Consider the following 16283-nt stretch of genomic DNA (forward strand, 5'->3'; position numbering starts at 1 on the left):
TGGAGGGCCGGTGCGGCTGTACCTCACCACGCTCAACCCGACCGATTCGGTGACCGGCGGGTTCCTCCCCGCCGCGGCCGCGCTGGGCTGGGACGTGACGATACTCACCGACCAGCCTGATCGGTATCCGGGCCACGACGTCGTGGCGGCGGACGTCCGCGACTTCCGGGCCGTGATCGACGCGGTGGCCGCCCACCACCGGCCCGACGTGATCTTCTCCAACTCCGACCATCTCCAGGCCGCGACCGCGCTCGCCGCCGAGTATTTCGGCCTGCCCGGCAAGGACTGGCGGGCCTGCGTCACCGCCAAGAACAAGGCGCTCACCCGCCGCGCCCTCGCCGCCGTCGAACCGGTCAGGTCCGTACGGATCCCTCCCAGCGCGGACCCGGCGGAGGGCCTGCCGGACGGCCTGCCGTACCCGGTGGTGGTCAAGCCCGCGCAGGGCGTGGCCAGCGAGGACGTCGTGCTGGTGGACGGGCCCGACGCGCTGGCCGCGGCCGTCGCGGCGGCGCGGGAGCGGCGGCCGGGGGAGGTCGTGGTCGCGGAGGAGTTCCTCGACGGGCCGGTGCGCACACTGGAGACGCTCGGCGACGACGAGACCCGGCGCGTGCTGGGCGGGTTCGCCACCACGCTGGGCCCGCTGCCGCACTTCGTGGAGGAGCGCCTCGACTGGCGGCCCCCCGACACCGGCCACCTCGCCCATCTCGGCGCGGCGCTCGACGCGGCCGGGATCGGCTTCGGCGTGTGCCACACCGAATATGCCGTCACCCGCGACGGCCCCCGCGTCATCGAGATCAACTATCGGCTGATCGGCGACAACTGCGACTTCCTGCTCGCGGACCTGCTCGGCGTGCCGCTGCACGAGTGGATCCTGCGCGTCCACGCGGGCGAACCGGTGTCCTCCTTCGACCTCGACTGCCTGCGCGCGGCGTACAGAGCGGCGTACGGGTCCGTGGTGAGCCTCGTGGCCGAGCACTCCGGCACGGTCACCGGCGCGCCGCCGGACCTGTCCATGGAGAAGGACGGTGTGCGGCTCCGGCACCGGGCGCTGCGCGAGATCGGCGATCACGTCGAGGTGACGGGGACGAACCGCGACTACCTCGGCCTGCTCCGCGCCGTCGGCCCGGACCACGCGAGCGTCGACGCCGCGATCGGCGCGTTCAGGAAGGAGCACCCTTGGGTGCTCGCATGATCCCGGCGGCACGCGACCAGGCCACCGAGCGCGAGCGCTACCTGGCCGCGCGGGTGCTGAACGCCCTGCTGCGGGAGGACTACGCCGGGATCTCCGCCAGGGTCACCCACGACAAGGACGGGGTCGCGATCGTCCTCGCCTCGGGACGGCGGGTGGGGCTCGCCCCGGGCAGTCCGTTCCAGGACTTCGCCACGGCCCCGCACGAGCGCCTGCGCCTGGCGGAGGTGCTGGAGACGCTGGAGGCCGTCGCCCACCCCGCCGACGCCGAGGGGGTCGCCGCCTTCGAGCGGGAGTGCCACGACGCGCTCGCGGCCCTGGAGGCCCACCACCGGACGCGCGGCGAGGTGGCCCGGCGGCTGCGCGGGCGTCGCGGCCTCATCCGCTACGAGTCGCTGGCCGCGACCGTGGACCACCCGCTCTATCCGACGGCCCGCGCCCGCCTCGGGATCTCCCCCGCCGGCCTGGCGGCGTACGCGCCCGAGTTCGCCCCGGAGTTCGCGATGCGGTGGGCGGCCGTGCCGCGCGAGGGGGTGACCCTCTCGCGGCCCGATCTCCCCCGCTGGTGGCCCGCGCCACGTGACGTGGGGCTGGCGCCCGATCTGGCCCGCACGCACGTGCTCCTCCCCGTCCATCCGCTGACAGAGCCGCTGGTGGCCGGGCTTGCCGGGCTCGTGACCGCGCGCGAGGCTCACCTGGTCGTACGGCCGACCCTGTCGACCCGTACGGTCGAGGTGGCCGAGCGCGTGCATCTCAAGGTGCCGCTCCCGGCCAGCACGCTGGGCCTGCGCAACCGCCGGTCGATCAAACCCGGCACCCTGCGCGACGGCGCGCTGGCCGAGACGCTGCTGCGCGCGATCCTCGCCCGCGAACCCGGCCTGCGCGTCACGCTCGCGGACGAGCAGACCTACGGGCACGCCGGGCACGAATACCTGGGCTGGCTCGTCCGCTACCTGCCCGAAGGGGAGATCGTGCCGGTCGCCGCCCTGCTCGCGCCCCTGCCTGACGACGGGCGGCTCGTCCTGCACGAGGTGGCCGGGCGTCACTACGGCGGCGACACGGAGGCGTTGCTGCGCGACTACCTCACGGCACTGCTGGAGTGGAACGTCACGCTGTTCGTCCGATATGGCGTCGCGCTGGAGGCCCACCAGCAGAACCTCGCGCTGGTGTTCGGCGACGGGCCCATGCGGCTGCTGGTCAAGGACAACGACGGGCTGCTCGCCTCGCCCCGGCGGCTGCACGCGGCGGGGATCGAGCCGCCCGGCTTCGGCGACGAGCGCATGCTGGCCGACGACCCGTACGCGCTCGCCGACGTCTTCGTGACGATCACCCTGCACCTGGCCGCCATGGCCGTGGCCCACGGCGCGCTGCCCGGGTCCGCCGCCACGCTCGTCGCGCGGGCGCTGACGGCGGCGCTGGAGCCGTACGGGGACGACCCGATGGCCCGGCTGCTGCGGGCGCGCACGCTGGAGGCCGCCCGCCTCACCGGCAAGTCGATGGTCGTCGCCGGGACGCTCGTGGCCAAGGACCGCACCGGGGCCAGGGACGTCAACAAGTTCTACGGCACGACCGGTCCCAACTACCTGAGGGGTGCCTGACCCGTGGACGGCCTGCTCCTCGACAATCACACCCGCGATCCGCACGCCGCCCTGGCCGAGGAGGCGGCGCTCGGGGCGCTGCTGCGCTGCTGGCTACGCGAGGTCGCCATCCCCGGTGGGCACGTGCGCGCCGCGGGGCCCCACCTCACGCTCCGCGTGGCGGGGACGCCGGTGCGCGTCCGCGTCCACGGCGGCATCGCGCTGCGCTTCGACGGCCCGCCCGAGCACCTCGCGGAGGGGCGCTGGCGGCCCCTCGGCCTGTCGCCGCTCGTCGCGCTGGTGGAGCAGGAACTGGACGGGGGCCTGGACGGGGGCAACGAGGAGTTCGCCGCCCAGGTGCGGGCCGGGCGGGAGGCGGTCGCCGCGATCCTGGCCGCCCGCGCGCGGGCCGTACCGCCCGCCGACCCGTGGCTCGCCTCCGAGCAGGCCCTCGTGGCCGGGCACCCGTTCCATCCCGCGCCCAAGGCGCGCTCGGGCGACGACTGGCCGGACTACGCGCCCGAGACGCACGCGCGGTTCGCGCCGCGGCTGCTCGGGGTGCGCGCCGACCTGGTGGCCCAGGAGGGCGACACGGCGGCGCTCGACACATTCGGGAACGCGCCGGACGGATATGTCCCGCTGCCCGCCCATCCCTGGCAGCTCGGCCTGCTGGCCGCCGAGCTGCGCGGGCCGTTCGCGGACGGGCGGCTGGTCGACCTCGGGCCCGGCCCCCGCGCGGTCGTGCCCACGTCGTCGGTCCGGACCGTGTACGACCCCGGCACGGGCATGTGCCTGAAGTTCAGCCTCGACGTGCGGATCACCAACTGCGTGCGGAAGAACGCCTGGTATGAGCTGCGCGGCGCGGTCGAGCTGACCCGGCGGCTCGCTCCCGTCTTCGAGCGGCTGGCCCGGCGCTTCCCCGGCACGCGGTGGCTGCCCGAGCCCGGCTATCGATCGGCCACGCTCGGCACCCGGCTGCTGGAAGGGCTCGGGGTGATCGTCCGCACCGGTCCGTGGGCGGTCTGCGGGCCGGGCACCACGCCGGTGCTCGCGGGCGCCCTGGCCGCCGGTGCGGACGGGGTGCCCGAGGCCGTCCTGACCCGCCGTACGGCCGATCCTGTGGCGTGGTGGGGGGCGTACGTCGAGCGCGTGGCGTTCCCGGTGCTCGACGCCTTCTTCCGGCACGGGGTCGTGCTCGAAGCGCACGTGCAGAACGTGCTCGTCGGGTTCGACGCCGCTGGATGGCCCGTCGAGGCGGTCTTCCGCGACCTGGAGGGCACCAAGCTGGTCACCGGACGGCACGACCTGACCGGCGTGCCGGGCGGGGTGGCCGCCCCTTTGTCGTACGACGCCGCGCGGGGCTGGAACCGGGTCGCCTACTGCCTGTTCGTCAACCACCTGGCGGAAGTCGCCGCGACGACGGCGGGCACGGCCGACGGCGTCCTGCGCGCGTTGTGGGCGGTCGCCCGGGAGTCCCTGGAGCGCTACGTCGCGGACCACGCGGCGGGTCTCGACGCGCTCGCGCCGCTGACCCGGGTGCTGGCCGGGGCGCCGCTGCCGGCCAAGGCCAACCTGGGCGTGCGCTGGGCGAGGGCGGCCGACCGGGCCGCCGGATATGTCCCCGTCCCGAACCCGCTCCGCGTGGACGCGGAAGGAGAGCGCCGATGAGCATCGAGGTGCCGGCGGGCGTGCGGAAGGTCGCCGAGTCGCTGGACGACGTCCCCGCCTACGTCTACGACCTGGCCGGGCTCGACCGTCACGCGGCCGCCGTACGGGCCGCACTGGCGGACACGGAGATCTGCTACGCCGTCAAGGCCAATCCCGACCCCGAGGTGCTGCGGGTGCTCGCGCCGCACATGGACGGCTTCGAGGTCTCATCCGGGGGCGAGTTCGCGCACGTCAGAGCGGTGCTGCCGGAGGTGCCGCTGAGCTTCGGCGGGCCGGGCAAGACCGGCGCGGAGCTGGCCCTCGCCCCCTCGGCCCACCGCTGGCACGTCGAGAGCCCGGCCGAGCTGCGGCGGCTACGCGAACCGGCCGACGTGCTGCTGCGGGTCAACCTCGACGTGCCCGTCACCGGCGCGGCGCTCGCCATGGGCGGCGGCGCCACGCCGTTCGGCATGGACCCCGGCGGGATCGCCGAGTGCCTGACCCTGCTCGGGTCCTCACCGGTGCGGCTGCGCGGCATCCACGCCCACCTCGCGAGCGGCCTGGCCGCCCCTGACCTGCTCGCGCTCGCCGAGGCCGTCCTGGCGTACGGCAGGAGCCTCGGGCTGCGCGAGTTCAACCTGGGCGGCGGCATGGCCGTCTCCTACACCCGCCCGGAGGAGCTGTTCGACTGGGCGGCGTACGGCGCGGGCCTGCGGGCGCTGGCCCGGCCGGGCGAGACGCTGCGCGTGGAGCCGGGACGCGCCCTGACGGCCTACTGCGGTTGGTATCTCACGACCGTGCTCGACGTGAAGCGCGTGCACGGGGAGCGCTTCGCCGTCCTGTCCGGCGGCACCCACCACCTGCGGACGCCGGTCACGAAGGGCCACGACCAGCCTTTCGTGGTGCTGCCGAGGGGTGAGGACGGCGAGGACGGCCCGGTGACCCTGGTGGGGCGGCTCTGCACCCCCAAGGACGTCTTCGCCCGCCGCGTCACCGCCTCGCTCGCCGCCGGCGACGTCGTCGCCTTCGCCATGGCCGGCGCGTACGCCTGGAACATCTCCCACCACGACTTCCTCATGCACCCGAAGCCGGCGTTCCACTACCTGAGCTGACTTCACGCGCTCACGTCGACCACGACGCGAACCGTGGCCTGGTCCGTCTCCGTGGTGCGGACCGTGAGAACGGCCTGCCAGCGACCCGGGAACGGCAGGTTCATCTGGCCGATGTAGTGCCCGCCGGCGCCCTGGAGCTCCACCGGGATCGGCCCGAGGTCCCGGCCTGTGAGGGTCATGGCCGCGTGCACCTCCGGCACGTTGAGCGGCGCGCCGTTCGGGCCGAGCACCGACAGGTGTAGCTGCGCCGGCCCCACCTTCGGTGGAAACACCTCGAGCAGCACCGCACCACGCGCGGCGGGGCCGGAGCCGGCCGAGAACGGCACGGGTTCGGGCACGACCGGCACCGGCGCCGCCGTATTCGCGGGCGCCGCCGTCGAGCGGCGCCCGGCGTACGCCGAGCGGGCCGGCTCCATGGCGACCAGCGCGGCGGACAGGCCGAGCACGACGGCGCCCACCGCCGTCTCGGCCAGCAACCGCCGGTAGAACGCGTAGAGCTGGTAGGGGTCGGGGCCGCCACGACGCCGGTTGCCGCCCGTGCCGTAGTGGCGGGCGACCCATCCGCGGGCGGCGGCGCCGAACGCGACCAGCACGACCACGAGGGCGACCTTCGCCAGCAGAACCCGGCCGTACGCGGTGGCGAACAGCGTCGGCAGCGACCCGACCTGCCGCCATGCCTGGAACAGACCGGTGGCGGCCATGACCGCCACGCACACCAGCGCCGTGTGCGAGAACCGGGGCACCGCCACGCGCAGGGTCACGGCGTCGCGGGCCGGCACGTGCGTCATGGCGAGCGCGACGAGACCCCCGAGCCAGACCGAGCCGGCGACGAGGTGCACGACGTCGACCGGCACGGCGAACCCGCGGGCCTGGCCCGTCACGCTGTGGTTCGCGAGGCTCCAGGTCGTGGCGAGCGCCGCGGCGGCCGCGAGCACCGCCGCCGCGGCCGTCCACCGCGTGCGGCGGTCCGGCGCGTCCGGGTAGCGGTTCAGCAGCCAGACGAGCGCGGGCGCCGCGGCGAGCAGCAGAGCGACGCGAATCCCGAGGGCACGGCCCAGGCCGGTGGCCCACGTCGTGGACAGCAGCCGCGGGTCGAAGACGCCCGCCAGGTCGCCGTCGGCCACGTACGGCCCGTACAACAGGCCGGAGGCGATCGCGGCGGCCAGGCCGGCGCCCCAGCCGGCCCACAACGCCCGCCGGGCCGGCCGTCGCCGCGCACCGGCCGGCCAGCACCACGCCAGGTAGAAGGCGGTGCCGACCAGCACGGCGAACCCTGCGAACGCGGCCCACCGGGCGGCGCCGTACGCGGTCGCGACATCGCCGTGACGATCGTCCGGGGGCGTGACGCCGGCCGGCCGGCTGCCCGGCGTACCGACGGTGAACGTGTAGGCGCCCTGCACCGGGTGGCTGTCGGAGGACACCACCCGCCACGAGACGGTGTAGACGCCGTCGGCGAGTTTCCCGTTCAGCGGGGCCTCCACCGACGTGGCGTCGCCCGCGCGGTGGGCCGGTGCGCCGATGCCGATGCGGGCGCCGTCCGGGCCGAACAGCCGCACGCCGTCCGGCGGCACGGTCACCGGGTCGGTGAACTGCAGCAGCAGCGTCCGAGGGGAGTCCTGGTAGATCTGGCCGTTGGCCGGCGCGGCGTCGATCAGTTCCGCGTGCGCCCAGGCAGGGCTCGCCACCATGAGGGACACGGCGGTGGCTAACCCTGCGAGGAGGACGGCGAGCACCGCGCCGCGCGTCCTGGTGCGGGTCATGGCGAGAGCCGCGCGGCGGTGTCCGCCTCCGCGAGCGGCGCGGAGGCCGGCGCCGGGGCGCGCCGGCGCAGCCCGGTCGCGGCCGCCGTCAGCAGCGCGAGCGCGCCGAGCGCGAGGCCGGCCCAGCCGAGCAGGCGAGCGACGCCGTCGTCGGTGGGGGTGGCCGCGGCGGGCGCGGTGGCCTGCGGCGCGTCCGGCGGCTTGACGTAGATCACCGGCGCCGGGTGTTCGGGCTGTGGAGCGCCGGCCTCCGGGATGTCGATCCAGCGGACGACCTCACCGTTGCTGTAGGTCTGCAGCGCCTTGAACACGAGCTCGCCGGGCGTGGTGGGCAGCGGGCCGAGGGACACCTCGAAGACCTGGTACTCGCCGGGCTTGATGGCGCCGCCCTCCCACACGATGCCCGTGACGGCCTTGTCGGCGGCCTCGTCCTCGGACCCGGCGGACGCGGCGTTCGGCAGTTGCCGGGTGGCGACAGTGGCCTTCCAGCCGGGGACGGGGCGCACGGAGACGCTGGAGAGCTGGGCGTTCTCCGGGAAGACGACCTCGACGCGGGTCGTGTTCGCGTCCGCGCGCTCGTCGGGCACCTTGAACGCGAACGTGCCGCGGCCGCCGGTGGTGGCGACCGAGGGGGAAACGGTGACGTGGGCGAACGCCGGCAAGGTGGGGGCGAGCAGGACGGCGACGCCGGCGACGAGCGTCGCGGCGACGGCGCGGATGGGCTTCATGCGCGGGCTCCTTGCGCGTATCGGTATGTGGAGCCCGTGCCGGCCAGGTGCTGTCACGACTGACCGGCACGGGTTCGGAGGCAGGTTCAGCCGGTGACTACGCCGTTACATTGACGATCGTCACGAGGCCGATCATGCCGTTGGGTCCCTCGGAGTGGGAGAAGATGTGGCAGTGCAGCAACCACTTACCGGGCTCTTTGGGCTGGAACACGATGTCGTACGTCTGTCCGACGCCGACGTTGAGCGTGTCCACGGTGTACGGTGACGCGAGCTTGTTGCCGTCTTGGGCCACGACCTGGAACGCCGCGCCGTGCAGGTGGATCGGGTGGATCATCTCGGGGCCCGCGCCGATCAGCCGGATGTGGACCTTCTGGTTGACCGCCGCCGCCAGCGGCGCGGTCGCCGGGTACGACTTGCCGTTGAAGGTGAACCCGTTGGAACCGTCGCCGATCTGGATGGTGTAGTGCTTGTCGGCGGCGATGTCGCCCAGCGTCGGGGTCACCAGGAGCGCGCCGTAGAGGCCCCGGCCGACCTGGCCGCCGCCCATGTGCGAGTGGTACCAGTGCGTGCCGGTCGACTTGGCGGTCCACTCGTACGTGTAGGTCTCGCCGGGCAGGATGTGCGGCTGGGTGATGTCCGGCACGCCGTCCTGCGCGTTCGGCAGCACCATGCCGTGCCAGTGCACCGCCGTGTGCTCCGGCAGGTCGTTCTGCACGATGACCCGCACCTTGTCGCCCTCGTTGACCTTGATGGTGGGGCCGGGCACTATGCCGTTGAACGTGTACGCCAGCTTCACCACCCCGGGCGAGACCTCCCAGTCGGTCTGCGACATGCACAGCTTGAACACCTTGACGGAGCCGACCACCTCGTAGGCGGCCAGCCGGGTGCCGTCACCCTGGTCGGCGCCGAGGACCGGGTCGTCGCAGGGCGCGGAGCCGGGCGTCGGCGTCGTCGGGGTGACGCTCGGGCTCGGGCTCACGCCCGGGCTGACACCCGGCGACGGGCTGCCGCTGGGCGAACGGCTCGGGCTCGGCGACGGGCTCGCGCTCGGCGAGCGGGACGGCGACGGCGATGCCGTTCCGGCGTTGATGATGCCGGTCATGTACGGGTGGAAACTGCAGTAGTAGTTGTACGAGCCTGCGGCGACGATGGTGACCGTGAAGGTCGCCCCGGGCGGCAGGTCCGGGGACGTGAAGTCGCCGCGGATGGCGTGGACGGTACCGTCCGTCTCCTGGTTGACGAACGTGACCGTGTCGCCGGGTGCCAGCGTGAGCACGTCCGGCGTGAACGCGAAGTTCTTGATCGCGATCGTGTGGTTCGCCGCTTGCGCGGCCTTCGGCGCGAACAGTGTCGTGCCGGAGACCAGGATCGAGAGCGCGATCACGCCGATCAGCATCAGCCGGCGTAACGGTGGCGAGGCGTTGGAGAGTGCGCGCCGGAGGGCCGCGAAGGGCTCCGGTGCGGTCGTATCAGACATGGGTGTACTTCCTCGTCTACTGTGGAATGCACGCGCGCACGCGTCGAGGGCCGAATGGACCGGCGTGGGTGGTGCGCGATGGGGGCCCTGGTCAGGGGGAGGGACCGTCCGCTTCACGGTCCCTCCCCCGCAGTGCGGGCCCGCGGTTACTCACAGACCCCCGGGTTGATGGGGTTGAGCTGGTTACACGTGAGCTGGTTCGCCATCTCCGGCGTGGCGTTCTGCACCCAGCCGTTGTAGACGATCGGGTAGGGGAGGACGCCCTGCCCGCCCATGCCGTTGTAGGCGGTCACGACGTCATCCGTGGCGGTGCCCGCGGCCGAGTCGAGAACCATCCTGCCGACGATCGTGGCGTCGGCGGGGTCGCCGTCGCCGTTGGGGTCGGTGTCGATCACGGCGAGAGTGTTGGCGAACTTGCTCGACGCGTAGGCGTAGTAGCCGCCGCCGCGCTTGGCGCCGAAGTTGATGCCGTGACAGCCGGAGTCGCACGGCAGGTACTTGACCACCTTGTCGGTCTTGGTGTCGATGACGGCGATGTTGCTCGTGAGCGTGTTAGCCACGAGCACCACGTTGCCGTCAGGGCTGACCGGGATCTGGATCGGCAGGCCGCCGAAGCTCCCGTTCGTCGCCCCGGTCACCATGTCGTAGTTCGCCCACAGGTCGATGGCCTTGTAGCCGACGTTGGTGCCGCTGTCGCTGTGGCACGCCGGCCCGTCCAACGAGACGCAGGAGACGCTCTGGCCGAGGAAGTTGGCCACGTAGTACTTCGAGGCGTCCGGCATCATGCCGGTCGCGATGGGCAGCTGCTCGGTCTGCGCCTCCTGGATCGAGCCCGACGGCACGTCGACGATCGTCGAGTTGTTGTGGTTGACGTTCGGCGTGACCATGGTGTGCCCGTCGGCGCTCATCCAGTGCGCGTGCGGGTGAGCCGGTGTCTGGCCGGGACCCTGCACCAGGATGCGCCTGTCGATCTGCGTGGCACCCGGACTCAGTTCGACCACCGCGTTGCCGGCGTTGATGGCGACGTGGAGCTGGTCGGTGTCGGGCCGGGTCATCACATGGGATGGGTCCGGGCCGACCTGGATAGTTCGCACGAGCTTACCCGTGGTCCGGTCGAACACGGTCAGACGGTCGGAGAACCATTCCGTCTGATAGATGTACTTTCCGTCGCGGTCCGACCACATGTTGTGCGGATTGTTGAGGTTGATCTGTGGTAGCGCCACCTTCCGGGTCACGGTCCAGTTCTGCACGTCGACCCTGGTCGCCGCGCCGGACTTGGCCTTGCCGGCGTATTTCTCCATCTGGGTGTCGACCCAGAGCTCGCCGACGCCGGGCACGCTCGGCCGCTGGGTCAGCGCGGGCAGCGTTACGCCCTCGTTGAACTTGCTGTTGTAGTACGCGTCGAGGCTCGGAATGAGCACCGGCTGCTCGTTCGCGTCATACTGCAGGATCGGCGCGGGCGGGTAGTAGGGGTTCCAGTTCTTGGTCTGCGTGTTGCTGTAGACCTGCCAGTTGTCGGGTGTGGTGATCCGGAAGAACTTCTGCACGAGCTCCTGCACCACGTCGGCCGAGCTGGGCACGACGATTCCGCCCTTGACGTTGACGTTGAGCTTCTTGCCGAAGTCCAGGCCGGGCGTGAGCGGGTCGTCCACGACCACAGCGCCGAGCATGTACGGGTGGATCTTGCAGACCCACGCGTACAGGCCCGGTTCGGTCAGGCCGGCCTCGGCGTTGCCGATGAACGCGCTGTTCTGGTCGATCGGCTGCGCGCCGACCGGCCAGATCAGGCTGGTCACCGAGTGGGCCGAGGCGGCCGCCGGTGCCGCCACCGTGAACTTCGCCTTCGGCGCGAGGCTCAGGTCCGCGGGCGCCAGCGCGGCGACCTCGTTGAGCGTGCGCATCAGGTCGAGCCCCACGGGCAGGCTGCTGAGCGGGACGGCGCTGCTGTCCGACGCCGTCAACAGCTGCTGGCCGAGCTGGTTGATCTGCGTCTTGGCGCGCTGGATCGTTGGGTTCAGGAATCCGAGCAGGCCGCCCGCCGCGTCGACCGCCGAGTTGAGCTGGTCGAGGTTGAGCAGGCTGTTAACGTTCACACCGAGGCTGCCGATCAGCGGTGCGTCGCCGTTGAGCAACGGCAGGTTGAGCAGGCCGCCGCCGAGATCGCCGTTGAGCAGCGTGTCGACGCTCAGCGGCAGCGACGCGAGCTTGGTCCGCGGCGTCACGGCGAGGCCGAGCGACCGCGTGCCGAACAGCGTCGCACCGGTGTCGAACCACGCACCCTAGTTATCGGTGAGCGTGAATTGCACCGGCGTTCCTACACCGATCGGAAGCGCCTGGGATGGGGAAGGGCTGACCCCGATTGTTACCAGAACCAGGATGGGGGTCAGCAGCCAAGCCAATCGTCGTCTGATGGCCCGGCGTCGGGCGGCGAGAATGCCGCGTGGGGGAGAATTCATGCACTCCTCCTGAAGTGGGGTGAGATCGATGACGCCAGCCGGATGTTTCACGCGCGACTAGGCGCAGTTAACTCGCAGTGAACCGGCGCTCACGCGCAACACGGTTACGAACTCCTCAACATGGTGCGGCGGGGCCTGTGAATCGGGCTGGTTTCAGGACCAAAATCAGGTCGAGCCGACCGGCGCGGATTTGCGGCCCCCAGGCGGCCGATGGACAAATACAAACGGCCGACGGCGGACGCTACCACCCCGGAACAAGCCGCATAACATGGCCAAACGTCCAGAGTCCACCGATTACCCCATCGCCGGCGACGGGGGGCACGGCGAGACACATACCGGCATTCTTAACGACTCATGAGACGCGAAAGGCCGTGTAAAAGAATGACCACGCCGAGCCGGAAGGCGAGCGTGATGATGTTTCACGCGCAGATCGGCGCAGTTAACTCTCCGTAAACGGATGATCACGCGCAACACGGTTACGAACTCCTCAACATGGCGCGGCGGCGCCTGTGAATCAGGTTGGTTCAGTATCAAGATCAGATCGAATTGACCAAAGCCGGATTTGCGCCCCTCAGGCGGCTGATGGACAAATACAAACGGCCGACGGCGGACGCGACGAACAAGCCGCGTTACGTGGCCGAACGGGCAGAGTCAACCGATTACTCCATTGCGGCCGACGGGACGCACGGCGAGACGCACACCGGCACCCTTCACGACTCATGAGACGCCAGAGGCCGCATGGAAGAAGGGCCACGCCGAGCCGAAAGACGTCCTATGGGGCTGACGCCGCACAGCGCGGCAAAGGCGGCCCCGCTGTTCAGCCGATCAGAGTTGTCGCCTGCGGTGCCGCTCAGGGTTGTCGCCTGCGGTGACGAGGAGACAAGCGGCCTGCCGCCGGGCGGTCAGAGCGCCACCAGCCGTCCGCTGCGCCCCTTCAGGCGGCCAACGGCCAGGGCGCCGCAGGCCAGCGCGACGACGAGGAGCACCCCGCACACCTCCGCCACGGTCGCCGCGTCGCCGGCGAGCGCGGCACGCAGCCCGTGCACGGCCCAGTAGCCGGGAGAGACCGGGGCCACGGCCGCGACCCAGTGCGGCAGCGCTCCGAGCGGAACGAGCGCGCCGCCGAGGCTGCTGAGCAGCATGCCGCCGATGTCGTACGCGGCCGACAGCTCGCCCATTCCGCGTACGAGCACGCCGAGCAGCGCGCCGAGGGCGAGCAGGGTGCAGCTCCAGCAGAGCAGGACGCCCAGCAGGAGCGGCGGATGCGGCACCCGCAGGCCCAGCACCCACACGCCGAAGCCGATGACGAGCAGTTGCTGGGCGAGCATGGCGGCGAAGACCGGCACGGCCTTGCCCACCAGGATCTCCGCGGGACGCAGCGCCGTGCCGCGCAGGCGGTCCCAGGTGCGGCCGAGCCGTTCGGTGAGGATCGCGCTGCCGGAGATGCCGAGCGCGAGCAGCGAGAAGGTCACCAGCGTGCCCACGACCGCCTGCTCCGTGCCCGCCGCCTCGCCCTGCGCCGCCGCGTAAAGCGGGCGCAGCAGCGCGAGGAAGGCGAGCGGCAGGATCATCCGGCTCACCAGGGGGCCGGGCTCGCCCCGCATCAGCAGCAGGTTGTGGCGTATCAGCACGCCGACGCGGCGTACGGACTCACCGGACCACATCGCGCACCTCCCCGCCGTCCCGCTCCGAGAACGCGGCTTCCAGCGAGCGGTAGAGGTCGTCCAGGCCGGGCCGCCGCACATCGACGGAGACGGGCGTACGTCCCGACGCGAGCAGCGCGGCGAGATCGGCGCCGGGGTCCGTGGTCGGCAGGCGCAGCTCGGGCTCGGCCGGGTCGTCGAAGGCGACCCGCAGCTCGCCCGGCAGGTCTCGGGTGAGCTCCTGCTGGGAGCCACGCGCGATGACGCGTCCGGCACGGGCGAGCGCCACCGTGGCGTCCAGATCGACGAGCTCCGGCAGATAGTGGGTCGTGTAGAGGACGGCGGCCCCCGCCTCGGCGCGGGCCCGGACCGCGGCCAGCAGTGCCGCCCGCGTCTCCGGGTCGGCGCCCGCGGTCGGCTCGTCCAGCAGGAGCAGCGGCGGCGACCCCACCATGGCCGTGGCCGCCTGGACGCGGCGGCGCTGACCACCGGACAGGACCCCGGCGGGCCGGTCCGCGACCGGGGCGAGGTGGAGCTCGTCCAGGACGCGGGTGGTCTCCGCGTCCCTGCGCCGCCCGCGCAGCCCGGCGAGCCCCGCGAACAACCGCAGGTGCTCCCGGACGCTCACCCGGTTGTACAGGGCGAGCTCCTGCGGAGCCACGCCGAGCAGACGCCGTACGGCACTGCCGGAGCGGAGCGCGTCATGTCCGGCCACCCACAGGCGGCCGGCGTCGGGGCGCACCAGGCCGGTGACGACCTCGACGAAGGTGGTCTTGCCCGCGCCGTTGTGGCCGATCAGGCCGGTGATCTCGCCGGGCGCGACCGTGAGGTCGAAGCCGTCGAGCACGTTGCGCGCGCCGTAGCGCTTCACCAGCTTCTCCGCGGCGAGCATCCATCCCTCCGGAGCATACGAGGTATACGGCGTATACGTCTACACTGTATACCTGTGGGCGGTAGGCGGGAAGAGATCCTCGAAGTGGCACTGGCCATCGCCGACGAGCGCGGGCTCGACGGGGTCTCGATGCGCGCGGTGGCCGAGCGCGTCGGGGTGACGCCGATGGCGCTCTATCGGCATGTCGGCGGCAAGGCCGAACTGCTCGACGCCATGGTCGGGCACCTGCTCGCGGCGCTCCTGCCGCCGGACCGGGATCGGCAGGAGACTCAGCGGTGGGACGAGCGGCTCGCCGCCCTCGCACGCGCCGTCCGGACGATGGTCCGGCGGCATCCCTGGGCGGCGCCCCTGCTGTTCTCCCGGCCCGCCGTCACGCCGGACGCCGTCCGTACGGTGGACGTGATCTACGACGCGCTCATCGAGGCCGGGGTGCCGGATCGGGAAGTTCCCCGGCTGGAGCGCCTGCTCAGCACCTTCGTGATCGGCTTCGCCGCGTCCGAGGTCTCGGGCCGCTTCACGAGCGGCGACCCCGATCCGCGCGGGCACCGCGGCAGTCTCCCCGAGGGCGACTTTCCCGCGCACGCCAGGCTCAAGCCCTGGCTCCGCCTGCCCGACGACCTCGCCACCGAGTTCGAGGCCGACCTGGACGACGTCCTGCGGCTGATCGAGGCGGCCGCAGGCCGACGCTGATCACCAGGACAGAGTGAGCGTGCCGTCGAGGACCTTGGCGGAGTTGGCGAGGCGGGCCTGGTCGAGCGATCCGATGACGTCGAGCCGGGCCCGGTTCTGGCCGATGACACGGCGCTCGGCCTCGACGAAGACCTCGCGGCGAACGTCGGTGTAGCCGGTCTCGGCCCGGCATCGCGCGTCCGCGACCGCTGTGTCGATCTCGGCCTTCGTGCCGCGTGACTTGGGGGTGTGGCCGGCCGAGTCGTCGTTGACGGTCGCCGCCCAGCGCCGGTCGCCACCGGCCTCGACGGTGCTCCGATAGTCGAAGCCCTCCGAACGCATGCAGTCGCTCCACTCGCGTTCGGCTGCCGCGATCCGCTGGTCTTTCAATGCGATGTCGGCCGCGGCGTCGACGAAACGCGGGACCTCGTCGTCGTCGAACCTCTTTCCCGCGTCGGCCGGGCTCACGCCGTGCGCTCCACGGTTCAGCAGGGCGTCGGCCTTGGCCATGCAGCCTCCGGGCGGCACCGCCTTTCCGTGGTATCGCCGGATTTTGCCGTAAAGCACATAGGACGCCTCGTCGGTGATGGAGTACGACGGCACGCCGGTCATCTCATCCGAACTCCGCCCAGGCTCCAGATATCCCGATTCGGCGGCCCGGCGGGGATCGAGCCACCCAAGGAGATCGACATTGCGCAGGTCGGTCACCGGCTGGACGGCGGGAAAGCGGAAATCGATCCCCACATGACGCAGGCATTCCTCCATCAGCATGAACCGGGCCCGAGTCACCTGGGCGCGATCCTTCGCGCCGAGACTGTAGGCGTCCAGGGGAAGCGTGAGATCCGGAGCCGCCGCCGACGCCGAACACCCGGTCACCACCGCGACACAGACCACCGCCATCGCTGTCCGCACAACCGACATAGGTCATTGATAGCCGATCATGATCGGTTGGCGTCACCGGAATAGAGAATCGCTCTCGCGGATAATCCCCATCCCGGCACGGGACCTTTGTGGCGGGTACGTCGCCTATGACTGATTTGTGGAGCCGGTTTTCCTTCCCCCGGTAGGGCATTCCTTCACCGCGTCGCCCCTTCCGAGCGATCTCCCGCCCATCACTCTCCTGTTACTTTCCG

12 protein-coding genes are annotated in these 16283 nt (G+C 71.9%); 5 read left to right on the plus strand and 7 right to left on the minus strand.

The features are described from left to right. Positions 1–10: 10 nt before the first annotated feature. Genes OHB01_RS04125 through OHB01_RS04140 form a run of 4 tightly spaced genes read left to right on the plus strand, consistent with a single transcriptional unit; the run spans position 11 to position 5525 of the window. Positions 11–1192: a siderophore biosynthesis protein gene (locus OHB01_RS04125; RefSeq protein WP_328854949.1), complete on the plus strand. Its 1182-nt coding sequence runs from the start codon at positions 11–13 to the stop codon at positions 1190–1192. Then, positions 1177–2787: an IucA/IucC family protein gene (locus OHB01_RS04130; protein ID WP_328854950.1), complete on the plus strand. Its 1611-nt coding sequence runs from the start codon at positions 1177–1179 to the stop codon at positions 2785–2787. The genes OHB01_RS04125 and OHB01_RS04130 overlap by 16 nt, the downstream gene beginning before the upstream one ends. A 3-nt stretch (positions 2788–2790) precedes the next feature. Beyond that, positions 2791–4434, plus strand: coding sequence for an IucA/IucC family protein (locus OHB01_RS04135; RefSeq protein WP_328854951.1), 1644 nt, complete (start codon positions 2791–2793; stop codon positions 4432–4434). Then, positions 4431–5525 (plus strand): type III PLP-dependent enzyme, encoded by a 1095-nt coding sequence (locus tag OHB01_RS04140; protein ID WP_328709216.1) that lies wholly within the window; start codon positions 4431–4433, stop codon positions 5523–5525. The genes OHB01_RS04135 and OHB01_RS04140 overlap by 4 nt, the downstream gene beginning before the upstream one ends. A gap of 2 nt (positions 5526–5527) precedes the next feature. Here the strand turns inward: OHB01_RS04140 and OHB01_RS04145 are convergent, their stop codons facing one another. From OHB01_RS04145 to OHB01_RS04170, 6 genes are all read right to left on the minus strand, one after another. After that, complete coding sequence (locus OHB01_RS04145; RefSeq protein ID WP_142650704.1) at positions 5528–7285, minus strand: copper resistance CopC/CopD family protein; 1758 nt, start codon at positions 7283–7285, stop codon at positions 5528–5530. Next, a complete protein-coding gene (locus OHB01_RS04150; protein WP_142650705.1) occupies positions 7282–8013 on the minus strand; it encodes a YcnI family protein in 732 nt (243 codons plus the stop codon). The genes OHB01_RS04145 and OHB01_RS04150 overlap by 4 nt, the downstream gene beginning before the upstream one ends. Positions 8014–8110: 97 nt before the next feature. Then, the gene (locus OHB01_RS04155) at positions 8111–9490 is read right to left on the minus strand and encodes a multicopper oxidase domain-containing protein (protein ID WP_328709213.1); all 1380 of its coding nucleotides are present in this window, start codon (positions 9488–9490) and stop codon (positions 8111–8113) included. Between the two features lie 146 nt (positions 9491–9636). Then, positions 9637–11712, minus strand: coding sequence for a hypothetical protein (locus tag OHB01_RS04160; protein ID WP_328854952.1), 2076 nt, complete (start codon positions 11710–11712; stop codon positions 9637–9639). Positions 11713–12848: 1136 nt separating this feature from the next. Further along, a complete protein-coding gene (locus OHB01_RS04165) occupies positions 12849–13610 on the minus strand; it encodes an ABC transporter permease (RefSeq protein WP_328854953.1) in 762 nt (253 codons plus the stop codon). Next, positions 13597–14481: an ABC transporter ATP-binding protein gene (locus tag OHB01_RS04170; protein WP_328854954.1), complete on the minus strand. Its 885-nt coding sequence runs from the start codon at positions 14479–14481 to the stop codon at positions 13597–13599. Before OHB01_RS04170 ends, OHB01_RS04165 begins: the two co-directional genes overlap by 14 nt. A 54-nt stretch (positions 14482–14535) precedes the next feature. Here OHB01_RS04170 and OHB01_RS04175 point away from each other — a divergent pair, with 54 nt between their 5' ends. Further along, the gene (locus tag OHB01_RS04175; RefSeq protein WP_142650709.1) at positions 14536–15171 is read left to right on the plus strand and encodes a TetR/AcrR family transcriptional regulator; all 636 of its coding nucleotides are present in this window, start codon (positions 14536–14538) and stop codon (positions 15169–15171) included. Here the strand turns inward: OHB01_RS04175 and OHB01_RS04180 are convergent, their stop codons facing one another. Further along, a complete protein-coding gene (locus OHB01_RS04180; protein ID WP_328709209.1) occupies positions 15172–15939 on the minus strand; it encodes a hypothetical protein in 768 nt (255 codons plus the stop codon). It abuts the gene before it with no gap. Between the last annotated feature and the right edge of the window lie 344 nt (positions 15940–16283).

It is taken from the genome of Microbispora hainanensis, assembly GCF_036186745.1.
Taxonomy (GTDB): Bacteria; Actinomycetota; Actinomycetes; order Streptosporangiales; family Streptosporangiaceae; genus Microbispora.